This is a genomic window from Sphingomonas montanisoli, from assembly GCF_008274695.1.
Taxonomy (GTDB): Bacteria; Pseudomonadota; Alphaproteobacteria; order Sphingomonadales; family Sphingomonadaceae; genus Rhizorhabdus; species Rhizorhabdus montanisoli.
This window is the reverse complement of the sequence record NZ_VTOU01000006.1, coordinates 57,400-81,825: the sequence shown is the minus strand read 5'-3', so window position 1 is coordinate 81,825 and position 24,426 is coordinate 57,400. Positions and strand designations below refer to the sequence as shown.

The 24,426-nt window shown below is 63.0% G+C and carries 26 protein-coding genes and 1 pseudogene; 24 read left to right on the top strand and 3 right to left on the bottom strand.

From position 1 onward, the window contains the following. Window positions 1-18 precede the first annotated feature (18 nt). The 11 genes from FYJ91_RS19660 to FYJ91_RS19610 all read left to right on the top strand — a co-directional run bounded on the left by FYJ91_RS19660 (window position 19) and on the right by FYJ91_RS19610 (window position 10,494). Window positions 19-465 (top strand): DUF305 domain-containing protein, encoded by a 447-nt coding sequence (locus FYJ91_RS19660; protein WP_149524032.1) that lies wholly within the window; start codon window positions 19-21, stop codon window positions 463-465. Between the two features lie 115 nt (window positions 466-580). Beyond that, window positions 581-931 carry a DUF305 domain-containing protein gene (locus tag FYJ91_RS19655; protein ID WP_246152763.1) on the top strand — a complete coding sequence of 117 codons (351 nt, stop codon included), beginning with the start codon at window positions 581-583 and terminating at the stop codon, window positions 929-931. 43 nt (window positions 932-974) lie between these two features. Beyond that, entirely contained in the window at window positions 975-1,418 is a 444-nt protein-coding gene (locus FYJ91_RS19650; protein WP_149524081.1) for a DUF411 domain-containing protein, read from the top strand. 46 nt (window positions 1,419-1,464) lie between these two features. Beyond that, window positions 1,465-1,839, top strand: a complete 375-nt coding sequence (locus FYJ91_RS19645; protein WP_149524030.1) for a hypothetical protein — start codon at window positions 1,465-1,467, stop codon at window positions 1,837-1,839. A 102-nt stretch (window positions 1,840-1,941) separates the two neighbouring features. Continuing rightward, the gene (locus tag FYJ91_RS19640) at window positions 1,942-2,235 is read left to right on the top strand and encodes a hypothetical protein (protein WP_149524029.1); all 294 of its coding nucleotides are present in this window, start codon (window positions 1,942-1,944) and stop codon (window positions 2,233-2,235) included. Between the two features lie 135 nt (window positions 2,236-2,370). After that, the gene (locus FYJ91_RS19635; protein WP_149524028.1) at window positions 2,371-3,600 is read left to right on the top strand and encodes a TolC family protein; all 1,230 of its coding nucleotides are present in this window, start codon (window positions 2,371-2,373) and stop codon (window positions 3,598-3,600) included. Beyond that, window positions 3,597-5,087, top strand: a complete 1,491-nt coding sequence (locus FYJ91_RS19630) for an efflux RND transporter periplasmic adaptor subunit (RefSeq protein WP_149524027.1) — start codon at window positions 3,597-3,599, stop codon at window positions 5,085-5,087. Before FYJ91_RS19635 ends, FYJ91_RS19630 begins: the two co-directional genes overlap by 4 nt. Next, window positions 5,084-8,221 (top strand): efflux RND transporter permease subunit, encoded by a 3,138-nt coding sequence (locus FYJ91_RS19625; RefSeq protein WP_149524026.1) that lies wholly within the window; start codon window positions 5,084-5,086, stop codon window positions 8,219-8,221. Before FYJ91_RS19630 ends, FYJ91_RS19625 begins: the two co-directional genes overlap by 4 nt. Window positions 8,222-8,238: 17 nt before the next feature. Next, window positions 8,239-8,631, top strand: a complete 393-nt coding sequence (locus FYJ91_RS19620) for a copper-binding protein (RefSeq protein ID WP_149524025.1) — start codon at window positions 8,239-8,241, stop codon at window positions 8,629-8,631. Window positions 8,632-8,756: 125 nt separating this feature from the next. Then, complete coding sequence (locus tag FYJ91_RS19615; RefSeq protein WP_246152761.1) at window positions 8,757-9,389, top strand: YgjV family protein; 633 nt, start codon at window positions 8,757-8,759, stop codon at window positions 9,387-9,389. Between the two features lie 46 nt (window positions 9,390-9,435). Next, a complete protein-coding gene (locus tag FYJ91_RS19610; RefSeq protein ID WP_149524024.1) occupies window positions 9,436-10,494 on the top strand; it encodes a DMT family transporter in 1,059 nt (352 codons plus the stop codon). Window positions 10,495-10,511: 17 nt separating this feature from the next. On the opposite strand, the pseudogene FYJ91_RS19605 reads toward FYJ91_RS19610, so the two are convergent. Both FYJ91_RS19605 and FYJ91_RS19600 read right to left on the bottom strand, forming a co-directional pair. Beyond that, a pseudogene (locus FYJ91_RS19605) lies at window positions 10,512-10,679 on the bottom strand (YnfA family protein); the annotation flags it as partial. Then, the gene (locus FYJ91_RS19600) at window positions 10,676-11,077 is read right to left on the bottom strand and encodes a MerR family transcriptional regulator (protein ID WP_149524022.1); all 402 of its coding nucleotides are present in this window, start codon (window positions 11,075-11,077) and stop codon (window positions 10,676-10,678) included. The gene FYJ91_RS19600 and the pseudogene FYJ91_RS19605, both read right to left, overlap by 4 nt. A gap of 63 nt (window positions 11,078-11,140) precedes the next feature. Between FYJ91_RS19600 and FYJ91_RS19595 the strand changes: the two genes are divergently transcribed. The 6 genes from FYJ91_RS19595 (at window position 11,141) to FYJ91_RS19570 (ending at window position 18,819) form a co-directional block, all read left to right on the top strand. After that, window positions 11,141-11,803 (top strand): cation efflux transmembrane domain-containing protein, encoded by a 663-nt coding sequence (locus FYJ91_RS19595; RefSeq protein WP_149524021.1) that lies wholly within the window; start codon window positions 11,141-11,143, stop codon window positions 11,801-11,803. An 18-nt stretch (window positions 11,804-11,821) separates the two neighbouring features. After that, entirely contained in the window at window positions 11,822-12,157 is a 336-nt protein-coding gene (locus FYJ91_RS19590; RefSeq protein ID WP_149524020.1) for a hypothetical protein, read from the top strand. A 66-nt stretch (window positions 12,158-12,223) separates the two neighbouring features. Then, window positions 12,224-13,483: a TolC family protein gene (locus FYJ91_RS19585; protein WP_149524019.1), complete on the top strand. Its 1,260-nt coding sequence runs from the start codon at window positions 12,224-12,226 to the stop codon at window positions 13,481-13,483. Between the two features lie 4 nt (window positions 13,484-13,487). Then, a complete protein-coding gene (locus FYJ91_RS19580; RefSeq protein ID WP_149524018.1) occupies window positions 13,488-14,645 on the top strand; it encodes an efflux RND transporter periplasmic adaptor subunit in 1,158 nt (385 codons plus the stop codon). 2 nt (window positions 14,646-14,647) lie between these two features. Beyond that, on the top strand, window positions 14,648-17,881 hold the full coding sequence (locus FYJ91_RS19575; protein ID WP_149524079.1) for an efflux RND transporter permease subunit: 3,234 nt from the start codon (window positions 14,648-14,650) through the stop codon (window positions 17,879-17,881). A 14-nt stretch (window positions 17,882-17,895) separates the two neighbouring features. Further along, complete coding sequence (locus tag FYJ91_RS19570) at window positions 17,896-18,819, top strand: cation diffusion facilitator family transporter (RefSeq protein ID WP_149524017.1); 924 nt, start codon at window positions 17,896-17,898, stop codon at window positions 18,817-18,819. 116 nt (window positions 18,820-18,935) lie between these two features. Here FYJ91_RS19570 and FYJ91_RS19565 read toward each other — a convergent pair whose 3' ends face one another. Continuing rightward, the gene (locus FYJ91_RS19565) at window positions 18,936-19,502 is read right to left on the bottom strand and encodes a hypothetical protein (RefSeq protein ID WP_149524016.1); all 567 of its coding nucleotides are present in this window, start codon (window positions 19,500-19,502) and stop codon (window positions 18,936-18,938) included. 245 nt (window positions 19,503-19,747) lie between these two features. Here FYJ91_RS19565 and FYJ91_RS19560 point away from each other — a divergent pair, with 245 nt between their 5' ends. From FYJ91_RS19560 to FYJ91_RS19530, 7 genes are all read left to right on the top strand, one after another. Continuing rightward, the gene (locus FYJ91_RS19560) at window positions 19,748-20,524 is read left to right on the top strand and encodes a helix-turn-helix transcriptional regulator (RefSeq protein ID WP_246152759.1); all 777 of its coding nucleotides are present in this window, start codon (window positions 19,748-19,750) and stop codon (window positions 20,522-20,524) included. Between the two features lie 20 nt (window positions 20,525-20,544). Further along, complete coding sequence (locus FYJ91_RS19555; protein WP_149524015.1) at window positions 20,545-21,294, top strand: LuxR family transcriptional regulator; 750 nt, start codon at window positions 20,545-20,547, stop codon at window positions 21,292-21,294. A 73-nt stretch (window positions 21,295-21,367) separates the two neighbouring features. Continuing rightward, window positions 21,368-21,982: an acyl-homoserine-lactone synthase gene (locus FYJ91_RS19550; protein ID WP_149524014.1), complete on the top strand. Its 615-nt coding sequence runs from the start codon at window positions 21,368-21,370 to the stop codon at window positions 21,980-21,982. Between the two features lie 18 nt (window positions 21,983-22,000). Then, on the top strand, window positions 22,001-22,912 hold the full coding sequence (locus tag FYJ91_RS19545) for a phytanoyl-CoA dioxygenase family protein (RefSeq protein WP_181008598.1): 912 nt from the start codon (window positions 22,001-22,003) through the stop codon (window positions 22,910-22,912). A 128-nt stretch (window positions 22,913-23,040) separates the two neighbouring features. Then, window positions 23,041-23,403, top strand: coding sequence for a hypothetical protein (locus FYJ91_RS19540; protein ID WP_149524013.1), 363 nt, complete (start codon window positions 23,041-23,043; stop codon window positions 23,401-23,403). After that, window positions 23,400-24,083: a lytic transglycosylase domain-containing protein gene (locus FYJ91_RS19535; protein ID WP_149524012.1), complete on the top strand. Its 684-nt coding sequence runs from the start codon at window positions 23,400-23,402 to the stop codon at window positions 24,081-24,083. The genes FYJ91_RS19540 and FYJ91_RS19535 overlap by 4 nt, the downstream gene beginning before the upstream one ends. Continuing rightward, window positions 24,080-24,421 (top strand): TrbC/VirB2 family protein, encoded by a 342-nt coding sequence (locus FYJ91_RS19530; RefSeq protein WP_149524011.1) that lies wholly within the window; start codon window positions 24,080-24,082, stop codon window positions 24,419-24,421. The genes FYJ91_RS19535 and FYJ91_RS19530 overlap by 4 nt, the downstream gene beginning before the upstream one ends. Window positions 24,422-24,426: the final 5 nt, after the last annotated feature.

The following is a 24,426-nucleotide window of genomic DNA, read 5'->3' as shown; positions in this document are numbered from 1 at the left end:
GGCCAAAGGAGACGACCGATGATGAAGAATGCTTATGCGAGCCTCGCGCTGCAGACCCTGGTCGGCGGCATTATCATGTATTTGGTGATGTTCGTCATGATCGATTCCCTGGGGAGCTTCTACAATAATCTCAATATGGTCTACATGACGCTGATGATGGTCGCGCCGATGGTGGTGCTGATGATCCTCGCAATGGGCCATATGTTCCCATCAAAGGCGGCCAATGCTGCTCTTCTGGTGGGCTCTGTTGTGATATTTGCTGGATCGTTCGCCCTGATCCGCACGCAAACGACGATCGGTGACACGGCATTCCTGCGTTCGATGATCCCGCACCATTCGGGGGCGATCCTCATGTGTCGCGAGGCGACCTTGAAGGACCCGGAAATCGTCCGGCTGTGCGGTGGCATCGAGGAATCCCAACGGCGCGAGATTGATGAGATGAAGGCTATTCTCGCCCGCAAGTAGGTTTCGCCATCCCATTCTCGAAAATTAGCGCAGGCTTGCGAGGGTATTGGCGCGCTCGCGCGTATTAACAATGCGGGGCGATGAGGAGAGAATTGTGAAGAAAATAATCGCCGTCATGATCGTCGGATTGTTGACCACACCCGCGATCGCGCAAATGCAGGGCATGGACCATTCGAAGATGGACATGGGCCAGATGACGAACCCTACGCCGGCCAACCCGTATCCGCTGGCCGAGATGGAGATGCATCAGAAGATGATGTCCGCCATGGGCGGCGACGCGACGGAAACCTGGGTTCGCAAGATGATCGAGCATCATCGCGGCGCGATCGCGATGTCACGCATCGTCTTGCGCGACACAAAGGACGCGCAGGTTCGAACGATGGCGACCAAGGCGATTACCGAGCAGACTCGGGAAGTGGGCGAGCTGCAGGGCTGGCTAAGGGCTCACCACAAGCGTGCGCAGTAGAGACTTTCCCCCGCCCAAGGGCGGGGGATAACTGAAGGTGTATATGCCACTGAAACTCGTTCTTGCTGCGTTCGCCGCGTCTGTCTCGGTCGCCAGTGCCGCGGCTGTACCTATCACAGTCCATCGCGATCCAGGATGTGGTTGCCGCGAGAAATGGGCCGCCCAGGTCCGCCAGCAATTCGGCCGGCGCGTGGCCATAATCGATGATCAGCAGCGATCTGCCTTTCAGCGCACGCACGGCGTGCCCGCTCGGCTGTCATCATGTCATACAGCGATCGTCGACGGCATGGTTTTCGAGGGACACGTCCCTATCGCGGACATGAAGCGCGTTCTCGCGCAGCGTCCTCGTGGTGTGAGCGGTCTTGCCGTAACGGGCATGCCTCTCGGATCACCAGGCATGGAGGCCCCCGGGCAGCCGGTTCAGCCGTTCAATGTCTTAGCCTTTGGTGCAGGAAGCAAAACTATCTACGCGCGGCACGGCGAATGAGCATGGCGTTGCTCTTGGATCAAGATTGGCGTAGTTGATTACAGCTGTGAAACGTGCGCTTCCCCTCTTTCTCCTGCTCGGAGCCCTGCTCGGTCTGCTCGGCCAGGAAGCCGCCTTTGCGTCAGCACCGCCTGTAGTGTCCGTATCGATGGCGATGACTGGGACGGCCGATTCCGGCATGTCCGAAGACTGCATGAAGATGATGACGCAGCAACAGCAGCCCGCGCAGAAACCCTGCAAGGGCATGACGCTCGCCTGCATCGCCGCGATGGGCTGTGTCATTCCCATGGCGGTTCGCAATGACGCACCGACGCTTGCGGTGCGCGCGGCCGATCCGACCCTGGCCTTCTGGTCGACCACCACTGTCCTGCGCGGCGGTGACGTTGCTCCCGAACCGGAACCGCCGACTCTCCTTGGCTGATCGAACTCGGCCGTAAGGCTGGAAGGGTCGTTGCGCCTGTCGCGGATCGAACCTCCTGTCCAACCTGCGGCTACCCCGATGATTTGCCAAAGGATGATAGTTATGAAGAACCGTGTTTTCTATGCGCTGCTGGGCGTAGCCCTTGCCGCACCCGTCGCCGCATTCGCCGGCCAACCGGACCACAGCCAACAGTCCGGCCATTATGAGTGGAAGTCGGTCCCGCAATATGGACCGCGTGCGCCGCTCCAGGGACAGCGGCGCGTCTGGGTGCCTGATACCACGCAAGTGGCGGCGTGCGACTGCGACATGATGAAGATGAGCAGCGCCGACGCTGCTGATTGCATGAAGCAGATGCACAGCATGGCATCGCCTTCGTCGGCCCCGTCGGTCGGTTAGGCAAAAGTTCTGGCCGCTCCAGGTCGCATAGACGGCTAGGCCAGCAGTGGCGGCGGAATGCCCCCCATTCCGCCGCCACTGATATGCCTGTCATAGTGTGCGCGGCCGATCCGGTCCTCCGATCAGGAGTTTTCCATGCGATTGTTTGTTTGTGCGCCGCTGCTCGCGGCGATCCCCGGGATTGCGTTCGCCGGTCCGCTGACCTTCGATGCGGCGCTTCGCCAGGCTAAGCACGATGCTCCCTCCATTCGAGCGAAGACACTTGGCACTGATGCCGCGCGTTCGGCGCGTGGGGCCGCGGGAACGCTGCCCGATCCCACCCTCGCAGTGGGCGTAGACAGCTTCCCGATATCAGGACCGCTCGCGTTCGAGCCGCAGCGGGACAATTTTACCATGGCGCGGGTGGGCGTGTCTCAGGACATTCCTAACCTCGCCAAGCGCCATGCCCAGCAGGCGCGCGCCGATAGCGACATCAGGGCGGCGGAGGCTGATACGGCGGTCGAGGCGCGCACCGTCGAGGTAGGTACGGCGTTGGCGTGGATCAATCTGGCCTATGCCGAGCGCAGGCTTGCCGCTCTTGAAGACGTGCTGTCCCGGCTCGAGCGCGTCGTAGGGACCACGACCGGCGCTGTCGCTTCGGGCAGCGTACGGCCGGCGCAGACGCTTGCCGGTCAGCAGGCCATCGCCGCGATGCAGGATCGCCGGAGCGAACTGGTCTCGAACGTCGCGCGTGCCCGCGCTACACTTACCCGTTGGACCGGCGATCCCGCGCCGGAGATTGCCGGTCCAATTCCCGAATTTCCGGTCGATGGGACCGAGCTTCGTGCTGGCCTCGATCGCCATCCCACCATCCAGATGATCGATGCCCAGGCTGGGCAAGCCGATGCCGATGTAAGGGTGGCGGATGCCGGTCGGCGTTCTGACTTCGGCGTGAATGTCGCCTATCAGCGCCGCGATCCCCGTTTCGGCGATTATGTCTCTGCTGGCGTGACGGTCAGCCTGCCGTTCTTCACCCGCAATCGTCAGAACGCCGGAATCGCCGCTGCCCAGGCCAATGCCGGGCGCGTTCTGGCCGAACGCGAAGCGGCGCGCCGCGCTCTTGCTGCCGACCTCGATGCCGATATCGCCGACCATGTCATGCACCACGAACAATGGATGCGCGCGCAAGGAACGCTGCAGCCGCTGGCCGAGCAGCGCGTGAAACTGGAGACCGCCAGCTACGGTGCTGGACGCGCCAGTCTTGTCGATGTCGCCGACGCTTATGCCGCGCTGGCCGACGCAACCCTCACTGTCCTCGACCGCGAGGCGCTGGTCGCCGCTGACGGCGCGCGATTGACTCTCACATACCGGAGCGAAGATCGATGAGCCTCGAGATATCACCGCGCGCCCGGCTGGGTCTTGCCGCCGCAGCGCTCGCTCTCGTCGCTGGTGGCGCAGGCTATGGCATCGCCCACCTCGGTGGGAGCGAAACCGCTCCTACGCAAACAGCCGATTCCGGTCGTAAGGCGCTTTACTGGTACGATCCTATGGTGCCGCAAGAGCACTACAACAATCCGGATACGCTTTCGTCGATGGGGATGAAGACCATACCCAAATATGCCGATGAAGGCGGCGGCAACGCGCCGGGCATCCGCATCGATCCCGCTGCGTCCCAAACGCTGGGGCTGCGCGCGGTCGCCGTACGACGGGGACAACTGACCAGCAGCCTGACCGCCACCGGCACGATCGACTTCAACCAGCGCGATGTCGCGATCGTCCAGGCGCGCGCTGGCGGGTTCGTTCAAAGGGTCTATGCCCGGGCGCCCGGCGACATCATTGGCGCCGGTGCCCCACTCGCCGACCTGCTCGTTCCCGAATGGGGTGGCGCACAGGCCGAGTTCCTGGCGGTCCGCCGCACCGGGAGCGCGGCTTTGATACAGGCAGCGCGCCAGCGGCTCATACTGCTTGGCATGCCGTCTGGTACGGTCGCATCGGTCGAGCGAACGGGTCGGCCGCACAATGTCATCACGATTTTCACGCCAACCGGCGGCGTTATCAAGACGTTAGATGTGCGGGCCGGCATGACGATGACGGCAGGACAGACGCTTGCCGAGGTCAACGGCCTTGGCACGGTCTGGCTCAATGCTGCCGTGCCCGAAGCCATCGCGGGACCGCTCAAGCCCGGACAAACCGTGCAGGCCACGCTTGCCGCATTCCCCGGCGAGACATTGTCGGGCCGTGTCTCGGCGATCCTGCCTACGACGCAGGCCGACAGCCGGACGCTCACCGTGCGGATCGAACTACCCAATCGTGGTGGTCGTCTGCGCCCGGGCATGTTCGCAACCGTGTCGTTCGGCGGCAGCGCACAGCCAGCATTGCTCGTACCCTCCGAGGCGCTGATCCGCACCGGCAAGCGGACCTTGGTGATGCTTGCGCTAGATAAGGGCCGCTACCGGCCGGCCGAGGTACAAACCGGCAGGGAATCCGGGGACGACACCGAGATCCTCGCTGGGCTCTCCGAAGGCGAGAAGGTCATCGCTTCGGGCCAATTCCTGATCGACTCCGAGGCTAGTCTTTCCGGCGTGCAGGCACGGCCGATCGGTGGCGGTGTGCCGATGGCAGTTGGCAAACGCGCAGCTACGGCCGCGCTCTACGAGACCGTAGGCAAAATCGAGCAGCTTACCGCCAATTCGGTGACGCTGAGCCACGAGCCGGTGCCGGCGATTGGCTGGCCGGCGATGACGATGACCTTCCAGCTTCCCGATCCGAATGTCGCGCGCGGCCTGAAGACGGGCGATCGTGTCCGTTTCGGGTTCGATCAACCGCCGGCCGGACCGACCGTGCGGCGCATGGCGAAGGTGGCGGGGCAGTGATCGCCCATCTCATCCGCTGGTCGGTCAGGAACCGCTTCTTCGTCCTGATCGGTGTATTGGCCCTTATCGGCGTGGGTGTCTGGGCGGTGCGATCAACCGCGATCGACGCGCTACCGGACCTCTCCGACACGCAGGTCATCATCCGCACCAGCTATCCGGGACAGGCGCCGCAGATCGTCGAGAATCAGGTCACTTATCCGCTGACGACCACCATGCTGTCGGTGCCGGGTGCCAAGACGGTGCGCGGCTATTCCTTCTTCGGCGACAGCTTCGTCTATGTGATCTTCGAGGACGGCACCGATCTTTATTGGGCGCGCAGCCGCGTGCTCGAATATCTCAATCAGGTACAGGGCCGCCTGCCGGCGAGCGCCCGCAGTGCGCTCGGTCCCGATGCAACCGGTGTCGGCTGGGTCTATGAATATGCCCTGGTCGATAAGACCGGCCAGCACGATCTGGCCCAGCTTCGCGCGTTTCAGGACTGGTTCCTGCGCTACGAGCTGAAAACCGTTCCCGGTGTTGCCGAGGTCGCCAGCATTGGCGGCATGGTCAAGCAGTACCAGGTGCTGCTCGATCCGGTGAAGCTCGCCGCTTACGGTATCACGCACCAGCAGGCCGTGCAGGCGATCCAACAGGCCAATCAGGAAGCGGGCGGCTCCGTGCTGGAGATGGCCGAGGCCGAATATATGGTCCGTGCCTCGGGCTATCTGAAGACGCTCGACGATTTCCGGGCCGTTCCCCTGCGGACCGCAATGGGCGGCGTGCCCGTGCGGCTAGGCGATGTCGCCACGGTCCAGATTGGCCCCGAGATGCGGCGCGGAATCGCCGAGTTGAACGGCGAAGGCGAGGTCGCCGGCGGCGTCGTGATCCTGCGGTCGGGCAAGAATGCGCGCGAAACCATCGCTGCGGTCAAGGACAAGCTCGCCACCCTGAAGGCGAGCCTGCCGCCCGGCGTGGAGATCGTCACCACCTATGACCGATCGCAGCTCATCGACCGTGCGGTCGATAACCTTACCCACAAGCTGATCGAGGAGTTTATCGTCGTCGCGATCGTCTGCGGCCTGTTCCTCTGGCACGTCCGTTCGGCGCTGGTTGCGATCCTGACCCTGCCGATAGGCGTGCTGGCGGCGTTCGTCGTAATGCGGTTCCAGGGGGTAAACGCCAACATCATGTCGCTGGGCGGCATTGCCATCGCGATCGGCGCGATGGTCGATGCGGCGGTGGTCATGATCGAGAACGCGCACAAGAAGATCGAGCGCTGGGAACATGATAACCCGCAGCAGCTGCTCGATAATCCGACACGCTGGACCGTCGTCACCGATGCCGCGGCCGAGGTCGGCCCAGCGCTATTCTTCAGCCTGTTGATCATCACGCTTTCGTTCATTCCCGTGTTCACACTGGAGGGGCAGGAGGGCCGGCTATTCGCGCCACTGGCGTTCACCAAGACCTATGCGATGGCATCGGCCGCGATCCTCTCGGTGACGCTGGTCCCCATCCTGATGGGGTATCTCATCCGGGGCCGCATTCCCGCCGAGCAGTCCAACCCGATCAATCGCTGGCTGACCAACATCTACCGGCCCGCCCTCGACTGGACGATGAAAAAGCCCAAGGCGGTGCTGCTGATTGCGGTTCTGGTCTTCGCAACGACGGCTTGGCCGCTCTCCCGGCTCGGCGGCGAGTTCATGCCGAATATGGACGAAGGCGACTTGCTCTATATGCCCTCGGCCTTGCCGGGACTGTCGGCGGCAAAGGCCTCGCAACTGCTCCAGCAGACCGACCGGCTGATCAAGACGGTGCCCGAGGTTGAGAGCGTGTTCGGCAAGGCGGGACGCGCCGAGACTGCCACCGATCCCGCGCCGCTCGAAATGTTCGAGACCACCATCCAGTTCAAGCCGCGTGACCAATGGCGGCCCGGTATGACCACGGACAAGCTCGTTGAAGAGCTGGACCGCACGGTGAAATTACCCGGCCTCGCCAATGTCTGGGTGCCGCCGATCCGTAACCGCATCGACATGCTCGCGACCGGCATCAAGAGTCCGATCGGGGTCAAGGTCTCGGGCGCCGACCTCGCCCAGCTCGACCGCATCGCCCATGATATCGAGACGGTCGCCAAGACCGTGCCGGGCGTCAGTTCGGCACTGGCCGAGCGATTGACCGGCGGGCGCTATGTCGATGTCGATGTCGATCGTGCCGCCGCCGCCCGCTTCGGGCTCAACATCGCCGACGTGCAGGCGATCGTCTCGGGCGCGATCGGTGGCGAGACCATTGGCGAAACCGTCGAAGGCCTGGCGCGCTACCCGATCAGCGTGCGCTATCCGCGTCAGCTGCGCGACAGCCTCGAGGGTTTGCGCACTTTGCCGGTGCTCACACCCTCAGGTCAGCAGATCACGCTGGGCACCGTGGCGAAGGTTGCGGTCGCGGAAGGGCCGCCGATGCTCAAGACCGAGAATGCCCGGCCATCGACCTGGGTCTACGTCGATGTCCGCGGCCGCGATCTCGCTTCGGTGGTAGGCGACCTGCAACGCGCGGTGGCGAAGAAGGTAAAGCTCTCGCCGGGCGTGAGTATCGCCTACTCCGGCCAATTCGAATATCTCCAGCGGGCCGTCGAAAAGCTCAAGCTGGTCGTGCCGGCCACGTTGCTGATCATCTTCGTACTGCTCTTCATGATTTTCGGTCGGTTCGACGAAGCCGCGCTGATCATGGGCACGCTCCCGTTCGCGCTCACCGGCGGTATCTGGACGCTTTACCTGCTCGGCTTCAACCAGTCGGTGGCGACGGGCGTCGGGTTCATCGCGCTAGCCGGCGTGTCGGCCGAGTTTGGCGTGGTCATGCTGATCTACCTCAAGAATGCGCTGGAAGAGCGTGGCGTCGATCCTGATGCCGACCAGATCGAGGCGGCCGTCCGCGAAGGCGCGCTGCTCCGCGTCCGCCCCAAGGCAATGACCGTCGCAGTGATCCTCGCCGGCTTGTTGCCGATCCTGCTCGGCTCGGGCGCGGGTTCAGAAGTGATGAGCCGGATCGCCGCGCCGATGATCGGCGGCATGCTCACCGCGCCACTGCTCTCGATGTTCGTCCTGCCCGCTACCTATCTGTTGCTTCGGCGGCGACGAGTAAAATCCCTCCACCAACCTGTTTAATCTGCAAGGAGAAGACCATGACTATGATACGACTGACTGTTGCTCTCGGCCTCACCGCCCTGACCGCCGCCTGTGGCAAGAAGGCGGAGACGCCGGTTGCGGCCGAGACCAATCAGGCGGCACCTGCCGCGGCCATGAGCGGCGACATGGGCAATATGGCGATGGCGCCGGCGGCGACTGCGCCGATCAAGGCCAAGGGCCACGGCAAGGTCACTGCCATCGACAAGACCGCAGGCACGATCACGCTCGACCATGGCCCGATACCTGAAGCCAAATGGCCGGCGATGACCATGACGTTTAAGGCGGCACCTGCGGTCACCGACGCGGCAAAGGTAGGCGAAAAGGTCGATTTCGACGTCACACTAACCGGCAGCGCCGGCGAGGTGACGGCGATCCAAAAGCAGCCTTGAACGGTCAATTTTATGAGGGCCATTAAAGCGTAATTAACCTTGTTCCTTCACGCTTCAGCTATGGGAAAAGACAGAGCTGAGCGCGGGACGCAGATCAACACAGGAAGAACCGCGCGGGGGCAGTCGTGATTGCCACCGCGTTCGGTTGCATGGCTCTTTTTTGCGTCATCAGCTGGCCGTTCTTCAGCGACTATACAAAGGTCGTCAAAATTCAGAGCGCAGGCGCTGCCGCCTTCGCGATGTATTTTCTGATGTTGGGATCTCCTACCGCAGCGATCGCGTGCCTCATTTCGTGTTCGCAACTCATTATTTCTGCGGCTGTGCGAGACCGTTACGTGGTCATCAGGCTTTATGGTGCGAGCCTCATTCTTTTGGCCTTTCTCTCAATTGTGACGTGGCATGGCATCCCGTCTGCCTTGGCCTTGACCGGAAGCTCCTTGGGCACCCTCGCACGGCTGCAGACTTCAACCACGCGGATGAAAGGTTTCTTTCTTGTCGGCGCGCCATTCTGGCTTGCGCATAATCTGATAGTCGGGGCGCTCTTTGCGCTGGGTACGGATCTCGTCTCGCTTGTATCCAACATCGCGAATCTTTCGAAATTCCTGCTAAAGCAGCGGCGCGCCTCGGTGGGCGCTTCGGCGTCCGTCACATTGGCCACCACACAATCAGCGCTTCTTGTCCGATCTGGACAGTCGAAGATCATCCGCCTCAAGCCCCGGTGGATCGACCGTGACCTGCTTGTGAAAAATACCGTATAGGGAGCATCCACGAGTCAGGTAGCATTCGTATGATGATCGCTCGCCAGTGAAGCCAAGCTCGGGTGCCGTACTGGCGATCCTGTCAGCACTATTGTTTGGCGCCAGTACACCGTTCGCGAAGCTCGTCCTTGGTAACGGTGTAAACGCTTGGCTGCTCGCCGGCCTGCTTTATCTCGGATCGGGTTGCGGGCTTGCTCTCGTTTATGCGTCGCGCAGAGCGATCGGACGCGGCGAGGGGGAAGCATCGCTCGCCCGATCCGACATGCCCTGGCTGGCGCTCGTCATCCTGTGCGGAGGCGGGATCGCACCGGTCTTGCTGATGGCGGGACTGGCAACGACGCCTGCGTCCACCGCGTCGCTTCTGCTCAATCTGGAAGGTCTTGCGACCCTCGCCATCGCTTGGCTGGTGTTCCGCGAAAATGTCGATCGTCGCCTGCTGATCGGTGCGGCGGCGATCTTGGGCGGCGCGGTGTTGCTGTCCTGGCGCGGCGGTCCCGCCGGTGGCGGGCTCGGTATGCTGGCGATCGCCGGTGCCTGTCTCGCCTGGGGCATCGACAATAATCTCACCCGCAAGCTCAGCAGCGCCGATCCGGTGCAGATCGCCATGCTGAAGGGCCTGGCAGCCGGGACCGTTAATCTCGCTCTGGCGCTGACCCTTGGCGCATCGCTTCCTTCTGTCCCGATAGTGACGGGAGCCGCGCTGATCGGCTTCCTCGGCTATGGCGTCAGCCTCGTGATGTTCGTTCTCGCGCTTCGGCATCTCGGCACCGCCCGGTCAGGCGCCTATTTCTCAACGGCACCGTTCATCGGCGCTTTGCTGGCGGTCGCGATGTTCGGCGAACCGGTTACCGCGCCCCTCATCCTGGCCGGGATTTTGATGGCGATCGGACTTTGGCTGCACCTGACCGAATCGCACGGCCATGAGCATAAGCATGAGTCGCTCGAGCATGACCATCGTCACGTTCATGACAGCCATCATCAGCATGATCATGCGCCGGGCATCGCGCCGGGTGAACCGCACAGCCACCCGCATCGCCATAGGCCGATGGTCCACCGGCACGCGCATTATCCCGACCTCCACCATCGGCATGGTCATTCGCACTGAGAGACAGTTTCAGGCCGCGAGGCTTCGCTGTCGACGCGGGTCAGCAGCCATGCAAAGGCGGCCAGCGACACCATGCCGGGCGCGATCCAGACCGGCGATTTGTCGAGACGCAGCCACGCCCAGAAACTGAAACAGCCGGCGATCTCGGCAATGGCAGCGAGAATGTAGAGGATCGCCGTCGTCATTGCGCCAGACCGGCCGGGGCGAGGGAGTCGATGATCAGGCAGTCGGCAACCGTCCCCTGCCGGCAGTCGCCAATCAGTCGGCTGAGTTCTGCGCGCAGCGCCTGCAGGTCAACAATCTTGCGGTCAATCTCGGTCAGATGGGTCGTGGCGATGGCATCGACCGCCGCGCAGGATTGTTGTCGATGGTCGGCGAGACCCAGCAATTCGCGGACCTGGTCGAGCGTGAAGCCGAGGTCGCGGGCGCGCCGAATGAACGACAGTCGAGCCAGATGCGCCTTTCCGTAACTGCGATAGTTGGCAGCGTCGCGCGCCGGCGCGGGGAGCAAGCCGATTTTCTCATAATAGCGGACTGTTTCGATATTGGTCGCGGTCGCGGTTGCCATTTCACCGATTTTCATCGCTTGACCCTGTAGTTGCTACAGGGTGCATATAGGCGTTCGACTCAGGAAAGGCGAGACGACGTGGCCGGTTGCGGATCATGCTGCGCAGAGACGAAGCGCATCGAGGACGGCAGGTGGCGGCGCGCCCTGTGGATTGCACTGGCGATCAATGCCGCGATGTTCGCGGGCGAGATCGTTGCCGGCATGGCGGCGGGTTCGCGCGCGCTACAAGCCGATGCACTCGATTTTCTCGGAGACGCCGCCAATTATGCGATCAGCTTGGGCGTTGCGGGCATGGCGCTGCGCTGGCGGTCGCGCGCAGCCCTGCTCAAGGGCGGGGCAATCCTTGCCTTCGGTCTCTATGTCCTGGTCACTACGATCCTTGCCGCGCTCGGCGGGACGGTCCCGCGTGCGGCCACTATGGGCATCGTCGGAATCATCGCGCTGGTGGCCAATGGCGGTGTTGCGCTGATGCTCTATCGTTTTCGGTCCGGCGACGCGAATAGGCGATCGGTCTGGATCTGCTCGCGCAATGATGCGCTTGGCAATCTTGCGGTACTTCTTGCGGCGCTTGGCGTGGTGGGAACGGGCACTGCCTGGCCGGACCTTGCAGTTGCCCTGATCATGGCAGGGCTCGCCATCTGGGGCGGTGTGCAGATCATCGTCCAGGCACGTGGAGAACTCGTCTCGGCGCGCGGCAGTGAAGATCAACCGCAACATTCGCTGGCCGGGAGGGGCCTGTAGTTGCTACAGGGGCGCCAGATGCATCGCGTGATCGTCCTCTTTGCCTGCCTGGCCGTGTTCCTTTCGCTGGGACTGGGTTCCGTTGCGCATGCCATTGAGCCTGTCGCCTGCATCGACGCGAGCGCTGCCGCGGAGACCGGCCATGCCGATGGCGACGGCGATCAAGTGCCGTCCGACAGCGACAAGGGCTATCCGCATCATCATGGCGGTTGCCACGGACATCATGTCGCGACCGCGACGGCAAAGGCCGAGCCGACCCAGCAGCGTGATGTTGGAGCGCCGGTCCGACCGAACGATGCGCTTGCCCTCGCGACAAGCGCCGCCGATCCCGCGCTGAGACCACCCCGAGCCTGACGCTCCGCTAGATCGGGCGTGTTCGCGCGTCCCGTATCCGTCTTGGTTCGTCGGGAGTCTTAATACATGCACCGAATTTTCGCGGCCTTGCTGGCCGTGTCCGGCTGCGCGTCGATCGCGCAGGCGCAATCCACCGATCTGGCGCTCGCCGGTCCATCCTTCACGTTAGATCAGGCCCTCGAATTGGCAGGGGCATCGTCGCCTTCGCTGGAGGTCGCATCGGCGGGTATCCGCTCGGCCGATGCAGCGCGGACGGTCGCCGGTTTGCGTCCCAACCCCTCGATCGTCACCCAAACCGAGAATGTCGCAGGCAGTGGTCAGTATCGCGATGTGCGCAGCGCCGAGACGACCGCCGGTCTCGAACTTCCGATCGAACTGGGCGGAAAGCGCTCCGCGCGCATCGCCGTCGCCGATGCTCGCGGTCAGCGCGCGGCGATAGCGGCGGCGGTGACGCTGGCCGATCTTCGGCTTGCGGTCATCCAAGCCTATGTCGAGGCGGTTGCGGCCGAGCGGCGTCTGGCAACGGCGCGCGAGCAGTCGGGCCTGGCAGCCGAAGGGCTGAGGGCCGCCCGGGTTCGCGTTCGGGCCGGACGCGCGTCCCCGATCGAGGAACAGAGGGCCGACGTGGTTCGGATCAACGCCGAGGCAGCCGTGGAGCGCGCGATCCGCACGTTGGAGGTTGCGCGCGGCAATCTGGCCCGGCGCATCGGTCAACCGATCGGTGGCATGCTCGATGTGGCGTGGTTCGATCGGGTCGCCGGTTATGGACCGACGCAGGGCATCGACCCGGGCGGCACCCTCGCCATGGCGGCCGCGCAGGCGGACGTCGCCACGGCCGACGCGCAGGTCCGGCTGGCACGCTCGCAGCGCGTGCCCGACATCACGCTCAGCGCGAGCGCGCGGCGGCTCGCCGCGACCAATGACACCGCCGCGGTCTTCGGCGTGTCGATCCCGTTTCCAGTCTTCAACAATGGCAGCGCGGCCGTCGCCCAGGCTCGGGCCGAGCGCGACCAAAGCGATGCTCAGGGCCGTGTGATCGCATTGGAGACTGCCCAGGCGATTGCGGCCGCCGAGGCAGAGGTCGCGAATGCGGCGACAACGGCGCGAACGGCTAGCGGTCCAGCCCTCGTCGCGGCGCAGGAATCGGCGCGGATCGCCCGTATTGGCTACCGCGAAGGCAAATTCGGCCAGCTCGACCTGCTCGATGCCGAACGCACGCTATCCGAGACCCGCGCGGCCGCGATCGATGCGCTTGCCGCCTATCACGATGCTCAGGCGCGGCGGGACCGTCTCACGACGGCCGCCCCCGATTTGACGAAAGATTGATCCGATGACCTTTCCCCTGTTCAGGGCGATCCTGCCGTTTGCGCTCGCCACCACGCTCCCCCCGATGCTGACATCATGCGGTAGCGCGCCCGATACCGGCAGCAATCAAGCCGCCGCAGCGCCGGCGGAACCCATATCCGATGGCACGGTCAAGCTGACCCCGCAGCAAATCCAGGCGGCCGGCATCCTGCTGGTCCGTCCCACCGTCGGCGGCGGGGCCGGCGCGATCGAACTGCCGGCAACGATCGAAGGCGACCCCCAAGGCATCCAGATCGTCTCGGCGGCAATCGGTGGTCGGGTCGTGGCTCTCAGCCGCAATCTGGGCGAAACGGTCAGGCGCGGCGATACGCTTGCGATCATCGAAAGCCGCGAGGCGGCCCAGCTCAAAGGCGAGATTGAAGCATCGCGCGCTCGTGCCGGACTGGCGCAAAGCCAGCTTCGCCGCGAACAGCGCCTGTTCGCCGAGCGTGTGTCGCCGGAGCAGGATCTGATCGCTGCACAGACGGCGGCGACTGAAGCCAATATCGCGCTGCGCCAGGCGCAGCAGCAACTGTCGGCGGCTGGCGGGGGCGGCGGCTCGCTCAATCGCCTCGCGCTGCCTTCGCCGATCAGCGGCCAGATCATCGCCCGATCCGCCACGCTGGGACAAACCGTAGTCGCGGACGCGGAACTGTACCGCGTTGCCAATCTGTCGACCGTATCGCTTTCACTTTCGCTCTCGCCTGCGGATGCCGGGTTGGTGCGACCCGGCGCGCCGGTCTCGGTCACCACGCCGGGCCGACAGGGAAGTGCGCGGGTGACCTTCGTGTCACCGGTGCTCGACGCACAGACGCGGCTCGTGCCGGTCATTGCGACGATGGATAATCGCAGCGGCCAGTGGCGGGTCGGCGAAAGCATCAATGCTGCGATCGCCCTTCCTGGAAGGAGCGGCGGGCAGGGGATCGCGGTGCCGCAGATCGCGGTGCAGTCGATCGCAGGCAAGACCGTCGTGTTCGTCCGTACAGCTAACGGCTTCAAGGCCGTGCCAGTGAAGGTTGGCGCTCCCAGCGGAGACCGGGTGACCATATTGTCGGGCCTGACCGGTAACGAGCAGGTCGCCGCCACCAACAGTTTCACGCTCAAGGCCGAACTCGGCAAGGGTGCGGGTGAGGAGGAGGAATGACCATGATCGACCGGATCGTCACCTTCTCGGTCGAGCGGCGCTGGTTCGTCCTGCTGCTGGCCCTCATCGCCACGATCGTCGGAGGCATGGCGCTCTATCGCCTGCCGATCGATGCCGTGCCCGACATCACCAACAATCAGGTCCAGATCAACATAACCGCGCCGGCGCTTTCGCCGTTCGAAGCGGAAAAGCAGGTCACCTGGCCGATCGAGACAGCGCTCGCCGGTATCCCCGGCCTTGAGCGAACATGGTCGTTGAGCCGCAACGGCTTTGCGCAGGTCACTGCCGTCTTCTCCGACAGCACCGACATTTACTTCGCCCGGGCGCAGGTCGCCGAGCGGATGCGCGGGGCGGAAAGCGCACTGCCGCCCTCTGTGAAGCCGCAGATGGGGCCGATCGCGACGGGTCTTGGCGACATCTTCCAGTGGACGATCGAGATGCGCGAACTCGACCAGGTCCGACACAAGGATGGCGAGCCCGGCGTGCAACGCGACGGCAGCTATATCACGCCCGAAGGTGACCGGCTCACCACCGAGGTCGCCAAGGCGACCTATCTGCGTACCGTGCAGGACTGGATTGTCGGGCCGCAATTGCGCTCCGCGCCGGGTCTTGCGGCCGTCGATTCGCTTGGCGGCTATGTGAAACAATATCTGGTGACGCCCGATCCTCAGCGGCTCGCCGCGCTCAAGCTGTCGCTCAATGATCTTGCCAGTGCGATAGAGCGTAACAATGTCAGCACCGGCGCCGGCGTGATCAGCCGCAACGGCGAAGCGCTGGCCGTGCGCTCGGACGCACGGGTCCGCAACGCGACCGAACTTGGCAGCATGGTCATCGCAACCCGCGAAGGCGTACCGATTACGCTTTCTCAGGTCGCGACCGTTGGCACGGGACAGGCGCTGCGCATGGGTTCGGCGTCCGAGCGTGGCCGCGAAGTCGTCATCGGGACCGCGATCATGCGGATCGGCGAGAATAGCCGCACGGTCGCATCCGGCGTGGCCGAACGGTTGGTGACGCTCAACAAGTCGTTGCCCGTCGATATTGTCGCGACGCCGATCCTCGATCGGACCAAACTGGTCAATTCGACGATCCAGACGGTTGCGAAAAATCTCGCCGAAGGCGCGCTGCTCGTCATCGTCATCCTGTTCCTGCTGCTCGGTAACTTCCGCGCCGCGCTGATCGCGGCTTTGGTCATTCCGATCACGATGCTGCTGACCAGCATGGGAATGCTCAAGGCCGGCGTCTCCGCCAATTTGATGAGCCTGGGAGCGCTCGATTTCGGTCTGATCGTCGATGGCGCGGTCATCATCGTTGAGAATGCCCTACGGCGGCTTGCCGAACGCCAGCACCATAAGGGCCGGTTGCTCGCGCTCGATGAACGGCTGTCGATCGTCGCGTCATCCGCGCGCGAGATGATTCGTCCGTCGGTGTACGGCCAGGCGATCATCATTCTCGTCTATGCGCCGCTACTGACCTTCACCGGCACGGAGGGTAAGATGTTCGAACCGATGGCGCTGACCGTCATCATCGCGCTCGCCTTTGCGTTCATTCTCTCGCTGACCTTTGTCCCCGCAGCCATAGCAACGCTGCTCAGCAAGAGGGTCGAGGAGAAGGAGAGCCGGGTGATTGCAGTCGCCAGAGCGCGCTATCGTCCAGGTCTCGCCCGCGCGATGCGGCGTCCCAAGGCGACGATCGGAATCGCGCTTGCGACTTTGGTCCTTGGCGTCGGGCTGTTCCTGACGCTGGGCCAGGAGTTCCTGCCGCAGCTCGATGAGGGCGACATCCTGGTCGAGACGCGCCGCATCCCCGGCACCTCGGTCGACCAAAGTCAGGCGATGCAGTTTCCGATCGAAAAATTGCTATCGCGCGAGCCGGAGGTGAAGACCGTCTTCTCGCGCACGGGCACCGCCGACCTTGGCACCGATCCGATGCCGACCAACGCCACCGACACGTTCGTGATGCTCAAACCTCGCGCCGAATGGCCGAACCCGCGCCTGCCCAAGGAGCAACTGGTCGCACGTCTCGACCAGCGGCTCGCCCAGTTACCGGGGAACAGTTACGACTTCACTCAGCCGATCCAGATGCGGTTCAACGAGCTGATCGCGGGCGTACGCAGCGATATCGCGATCAAGATATTCGGCGACGACTTTGCGTCGATGGACGCCACCGCGGCGAAGATAGCCATAGTCCTGCGTCGGATCGACGGGGCGACCGACGTCAAGATCGAGCAGACCACCGGCCTGCCTATGCTCGATATCCGGATGAAGCTGGATGCGATGGCGCGGCTGGGCCTCAGTGCGCAGGACGTGCAGGAGACTATCTCTGCCGCCATCGGCGGTCGCGAAGCCGGCATGATCTTCGAAGGCGACAAGCGCTTCAATGTCGTCATCCGGCTCGACGATCGCCTGCGCACCGATATCAATGCGCTGCGGCAGGTGCCGGTCGCCACCCCATCGGGCGCGTTCGTCCCGCTGGAGTCGGTGGCCTCTCTCGAGATTGTCGAGGGTCCGAACCAGATCAGCCGTGAAAATGGCAAGCGCCGGGTTGTAGTGCAGGCCAACGTCCGCGGTCGTGACATTGCAGGCGTGGTCGGTGACGCGCAGGCGGCAATCGATACCAAGGTCCAGCTTCCGGCCGGCACATACCTCGAATGGGGTGGGCAGTTCGAGAATCTGGCGGCGGCCCGCAGCCGGCTTGCGTTGGTCGTCCCGGCCTGCTTCGCACTGATCATGCTGCTGCTCTACGGTGCGCTGGGCAGCATACGCGATGCGGCGATCGTGTTCACGGGCGTACCGTTGGCGCTGGTCGGCGGCGTGCTGGCGCTGGTGTTGAGGGGCATGCCATTCTCGATCTCGGCGGCGGTCGGGTTCATCGCGCTGTCGGGGATCGCAGTCCTCAATGGCCTGGTGATGGTCACATCGATCCAGGATCTGATGCGCGGCGGCATGGACCGGGTAACCGCCAGCGCGGAGGGTGCGATGGCGCGATTGCGGCCCGTCGCCATGACCGCGTTGGTCGCCTCGCTCGGCTTCGTGCCGATGGCGTTCGCCTCCGGTGCTGGCGCGGAAGTGCAAAAGCCGCTCGCCACAGTGGTCATTGGCGGGCTCATCTCGGCGACACTGCTGACCCTATTCGTGCTTCCGACGCTCTATGCGCGTTGGGGCCGTCGGGAATTGCCGGCGTCCCGCACCGACCATGCCGAGACCCTGTTGCCGCGTGATGCGGCGCCCGCCCTGTGACGAAGGAACACGCGATGCACGATCACGACGAACCAGGGCACGCCGAGGGCGGGCACGCTCACGATCATACGGCCGGGGCCAACGCCAAAATGTTGGGTTGGGCCTTGGCACTGACCGCTACCTACCTCGTCGCTGAGGTTGTTGGCGCGTTCCTGTTCAACAGTCTCGCCTTGCTTTCGGACGCCGGGCATATGCTCACCGACGTCGCAGGCCTTGTGATCGCTCTGATGGCTATCAGGATCGGCACCCGCGCGCCGGACGACAAGCGGACCTTTGGCTATCGGCGCTTCGAGATTTTGGCGGCGGCCTTTAACGCGCTGATGCTGTTCGCGGTCGCGATCTACGTGCTCATCGAAGCGATCGGGCGGTTCCGGTCGCCCGAACCCGTTCAATCCACGGGCATGATGGTTATAGCCATCATCGGCCTGCTCGTGAACCTGGCCTCGATGCGCATCCTGATGTCGGGCAAGGACGCCAGCCTCAACGTCAAAGGTGCCTATCTCGAGGTCTGGGCCGACATGATCGGTTCGATCGGCGTCATCGCTGGCGCGCTCGTCATCCGTTTCACCGGCTGGACCCTCGTCGACCCGATCGTCGCCATTGGGATCGGGCTTTGGGTGCTACCGCGCACTTGGGTGCTGCTGCGCGATACAATCAATGTGCTGCTCGAAGGTGTGCCGGGGGGGTTGCGCTTGTTCGAGATCAGGAAGGCCATCGAGGCGGTCCCCGGCGTATCTGGCGTGCATGATCTCCACGTCTGGTCGATGTCGACCGACGAAGTGAATTGTACGGTCCACGTCGAAATCGGCGATCCGGTCGAAAGCGATAACGTCCGTGCTGCTGTCCAGGCGATGCTGGGCGATCGATTTGCCATTGAGCATTGCACGATCCAGACGGAGGCGGAACCGTGCGAGGAGGCTGACCATCTTCATCCATAATGGACTGAAGTTCGTCGGATCGTGGGCCTGAAAAGCGGTGCGCGAGCGCGGCCAAGGCCGGAAATTTTCAAGTACGATAATAATGGTTATGTTAAATTTGGTCAGTTCTGAGGCGATCAGAACGCCAGTTCTGCCTGCCTTGGAACCGCTCTCGGCTGCTCCGGTTGGCCGCCGATGAGACCGCGCGCGCACCCTGCCAGAACATAGACGGCTTGGCGCTGCGCACCGCGATTATGATGATCGACACAATAGCCCTGATAGTGCCGCTTGAGCAAGCCAGCACGCACGAGTTCCGATACCGCTCGGCTCACATTCGTTTTTCCCGACGCCCGCACTTGCTCGCGGATGGCGTCGTCGATGATTGCCGTGGCCTGATCGACGTTGGCGGGCAATGCGCCCGACATTTCCAGATCGCTGCGTATCCGCTCTTCCAGGGCAACGCGCCGGGGGTCACGCTGCCCCATCGGGGTGAGCGCGTCACAAAGCCAGTCACGCAAGGGAATGAGGCCGCCGCCCTTGGCCACCAAAGGCCCCGCGCTGCCGTCGGATCTGGAAACCTGTGCAATCAGGTTGAGCACCATGAAAGCGTAGCGCGGTCGAGACGAGGACCGCGCAAGCATCTCCAGCAAGCTGGGCATATCCAGTTGCGGGCGGCCGTCGCCAATGATCGGAGCGTGCAACATAACGGGATTGAATCAAGCACATATAGGGGGTGAAGTGAATCCCCCTTTGCCGCAGATTTCATCATTTTGTCGGCTGTGACACTTTGCCCCGAGGTAAAGTGTCACGGGCGCCCTTCAACATGATGCCAGGCGACGCTCACTAAAGACGACCCGTCCATTTCGTACGGGGAGTCGGAAGTTGGAGGCAGCCGGTCTTGTTTTTCAAGGGCTTCGCCGAATGGTGGCTGGACTAAGCCGCAATTGAAATGCGAACCGTTCGCATTATGGGAAGTTTGAAAGATGCCGGTCGCCTGGGTGACATCACTGCGTTCGAAGCAGAATGCCGGCAGGCGACGACCCTCGACCAACTCAAATCCATGCTCGATGCGATCGTGCGTCAGTTCGGGTTCCGCTGGTTCGCATTGGTGCATAATGTCGATCTGAAACGGACCACCCGCAAAGCTCTCCTCATAACCACCTACCCGGTGCGCTGGATCGAGGAGGTGATGGATGCACGCCTCTACATGGAGGATCCGGTCCACGCCGCCTGTGCCAAGACCGTCTCCGGGCTCACCTGGGATCAGATCGGGGACTACATCGCGCCCAATGCGCGCCAGCTATCCATCCTGGAGCGGGGCCGCGCGCATGGACTGGCAGCTGGGTTCACCATGCCGATCAGGATGCGCGACGAGCCCGACGCGATATTCACGGTGGCGCGCCAAGGCGACGAGATGATTTCGAGCCCGGACCTTCTTTCGGCCCGTTTGGTTGGCACGGTTGCGTTCGACCGGGCGCGTAGCCTTCTGGGTCCCGATGAACTGGCAAACATACCGATAGCTCTCAGCCCTCGCCAGATCGACTGCCTTGACCTCGTGGCACAAGGGAAAAGCGACTGGGAAATTGGCCAGATTCTGGGCCTGAGCCGCGATACGGTCCACGAATATGTCGAAGGCGCGCGCCGCCGTTATGGCGTCCGGCGCCGAACGCAGCTGGTGCTTCGCGCTGTTCGCGACGGCCATCTCAATATTGAGGCTCTCGTGTAGCGCAAGCAGATCGGCGGTTCATGATCACCCTTGCCGAAGTGCAGGCATTCTGCACCGTTGCCCGTGCCGCTACCACCCCTCATGCTCTCATGCAGGCTGTCGAAGAAATCACGGCAGCGATGGGGTTTCGATATTTTGCGCTCGTGCATCACATCGATTTACTGAGTCCTGGCAGCACAATCGTTCGCCTCGTCAGCTATCCTCGAGATTGGGTCGATGCGTTCGAAGAGGGTCGGCTGTATGCAGCCGACCCGATACATCGCGCCAGCCACACCACGACCGTCGGCTTCACCTGGTCGAAGGTAGCAACGCTGATCACGTTGAACCCGCGCGATCACGCCGTACTCGCTGCGGCTCGCACGGCCGGCCTCGGCGACGGATTTACAATCCCCGCCCATATCCCCGGCGAGGCGAACGGATCATGCTCGTTTGCTATGCGCAACGGGGAGGAACTGGAGGATGTGCAATTGCCGCTGGTCCAGCTCGTAGGCAGTTTTGCATTTGAGGCCGCTCGCAAGATAGCCCGATCGGGCATCGCGCCCATCCCGCCCGCCCCGCAACTCACCGATCGGCAAACAGAATGCGTAGCGCTTGTCGCGCGGGGAAAGACCGATTGGGAGATCGCCAGGATCCTTGGCGTCGGGGTTGAAACGGTAACCCAGCATTTGAAAGATGCCCGCGACCGCTATGGTGTGACGAAGCGAACGATGCTCGCCATTCGGGCGCTGTTCGACGGAGCCATCAGCTTCACTGACATTCTCCGGCGCTGATCTCCCCAGTTCTGGGGATAACGCCGCTCATTACAACCTGCTCGATTGACGGCCTCTCACGAGGAGGTGCGTTATGGTTGTTATTAGTAATGGTATTGAACAGGCATTGAGTGACCGCCTGTTTCGCTCGATGTTTGAGGAACGCAAGCTAGTCTTTGTTGATCTGCTTGGCTGGGACATTCCCGTTCTCGCCGGTCGATATGAGATCGACCAGTTCGATGACGACGAAGCGACCTATATTGTCGTGACCGATGAGACAGGCGAGCATTGTGGATCTGCCCGTCTGCTTCGGACGGACCGACCGCACATCCTGGACACAATTTTCCCCTACCTATGTGACGATATCCCGCCAGCAGGCCCGACGGTCCGCGAGATTACACGCTTTTGCTTGGCGCGCCGGCTGAAGGCTCGCGAGCGACTTGCGACGCGCAATCGTCTCGTGTCCGCTCTGGTCGAACATGCCCTTTGCAACGGCATCACGACATATACCGGCGTTGCTGAGTGGGCGTGGTTTCAGCAGATCCTCGCATTTGGTTGGCAATGCCTTCCGCTCGGGATGCCAAGCAGCGCCGACCGCGGCCTGTCTGCGATGCGGATAGATATTTCACCGGCGACACCGGGCCTGCTGCGCCAATCCGGCATCTTCACGTCGATCCAGCTGATGGATCTCGATCGCGCGGCTGCCTGAGAACTGGGAGATCATGATATGGCGACGAAATTAGCATCCGCGACGCTCGGGTCTGAGCCGCATCATTCGCTCTGCGAGACATTGTTGGCGGAGGGTTTTTGCGTTGTGCCGAACCTGATGCCGGTGCGCGACGTCGGTCTGTTGGCCGCAGATCTTGCTCCTCATTTTGAGGCAACGCCGTTTTGTGAAGGCGGATTTTATGGTGCTCGCACCAAACGGTTCGGGAGTCTGCTCAAGCGATCCCGACATGCGCCGGCGTTTATCCAGCACCCGCAGATCATTGAGATGGCGCAGGCGGTACTCGGCCCGTGGTGTGACACGATCCAGCTCAATCTCGCCCAGGCACTTGAACTGCACCCGGGTGCCCTGCCGCAGTTTCCACACCGGGATCAGGATATGTGGGGCGGCCAGACCGGAGAAATCGAATATCTGATCAACGTGATGTGGCCGTTCACCGACTATCGGGCTGACAATGGGACGACCCTGATCTGGCCGGGCAGTCACGCCGCAAAAGCGCTGAATCCGGAGCCTCCCGAGGAGCCGGTTGCCGTGGAATGCAGCCCGGGATCTGCGATTGTCTTTCTCGGCTCGACGCTTCACGGCGCTGGCGGCAACAAGTCGTCCGATGTGCGTCGGGGCATGATCGTGAGCTACTGCCTGGGGTGGCTGAAACCATACGAAAATCAATGGCTGGTGTATCCGCCTGAAGTGGCGCGCACGTTCGCACCCAGCCTGGCCGCACTGATCGGCTATCAGCAGCACAGACCCAATCTGGGGAATTACGAAGGGCGATGCCCGTCTATTCTGCTCGGGGACGAGCGTTTCGACCATCTCGGCGCGATCGATGCGTTACGTCCAGATCAAGCGGAAGCGCTTGAGGAATTCCTGGAAGGTCAGCGCCGGTTGCGCGCCGCATCGAACGAAATCTGATCGGCGCGCTCCCCCCTTGTGGGGGGATTGCCCGAAAATGCCGCGCCGGGTTCAAAAGAGAGGTGATTTTCAACGGAGAGTGGTCGGCGCATTTTTAATGCAGCGGCGCTGAAAAGCGGAGAAATCAGATGCAGCGCCTGCGCTTTGCCCTTGCCGTGCCGGTCTTGGTGATGTCCGCCCAGGCGGTTCCGGCGCGAGCCAACGACCTCGGCTGCCAGGTTCTGCTTTGCCTCTCAAATCCGGGCGGTGCGACGCAATATGGCGCGTGCATTCCCCCGATGACCAAGCTTTGGCAAAAGCTGGCGACCGGCGGCTCCTTTCCCGGCTGTAGCGGCGGCGGTGTCGCGAAGACGAGAGTTTACGACCGCGACTCCGCCACCCGCCGCCGTGTCGTGATGACGTTTGCCGATGGTCGGCAACAAACCTATTCGCTGGCCAATATCGAGCGCCTCACGCCGGGTCCGGACTCAGCCGAAATGGGATCACAATGATCCTGCAACTGGCCAGTGTCGTCGCCCTCGCGCAACAATGCGCGCCTTCGGTCGCGCCGGAAACACTGGTCTCCGTCGTGCATGCCGAAAGCAAGTTCGACACGTTGGCCATCGGCGTTAACGCCCGCGGCGTCCGACCCGAAATACCCGCGACGCCTGCCGCCGCCGCCCGGATCGCCCGGTCGTTGATCGCCAAGGGCTATAATATCGACCTCGGCCTCGGGCAGATCAACAGCGCCAATCTTCGATGGCTGGGCCTCTCGGTCGAGGACACATTCGATCCCTGTCGCAATCTCGCCGCCGCAGCGCGGGTCCTGTCGAGCAACTTCCTTGACGCGGCGCGCACCCAGGGTTCGTCCGATCGCGCGATCTCCGTTGCTCTTTCGATGTACAATACCGGAAACCAGGCCCGTGGCTTTGGCAACGGCTATGTGGCGAGAGTCTATGCGAGCTCTGCGGTCATCATTCCCGCGATCAGGGGATTAGCGCCAACCGGCGCAGCCTCGGTCAGGCCCGCACCTCCAAGACCCGCATCCGAAACGCCAATCCAGGAGCCTCGCATTGTGCAGACGGCGGTGAAAGCACCGCGGTCCTGGGACATTTCCGCACGCGCCCAAACCGCCTCGATGATGGTGTTTGGCGACGGGACACCACCATCGAGAGAAGGACCGACCGAATGACAATCTCCGCCTCGACCATATCGACCTGGCTCCCGCCACGTCGCCGCGCTTTCGTCCAGACGCTGGCGCTCGTCGCCACCGCCATACTGGTTTCGATGCTGCTGAGCGACCCCGCGCATGCCCAGGCCGCCGATGGCGTCACGTCGATGGCCGAGAATATCAAGACCTGGCTGACCGGCACATTTGCCAAGACGATCGCGGTGATCGCGGTCGTCATCGTCGGCTTCATGTTCTTCACGGGCCGTGCCAGCCTCGGTCTCCTCGTGACGGTCATTGTCGGTATCTTCATCGTGTTCAGCGCGCAGTGGATCGTCGATACCATCACCGGCGGCGCGTGAGTGCG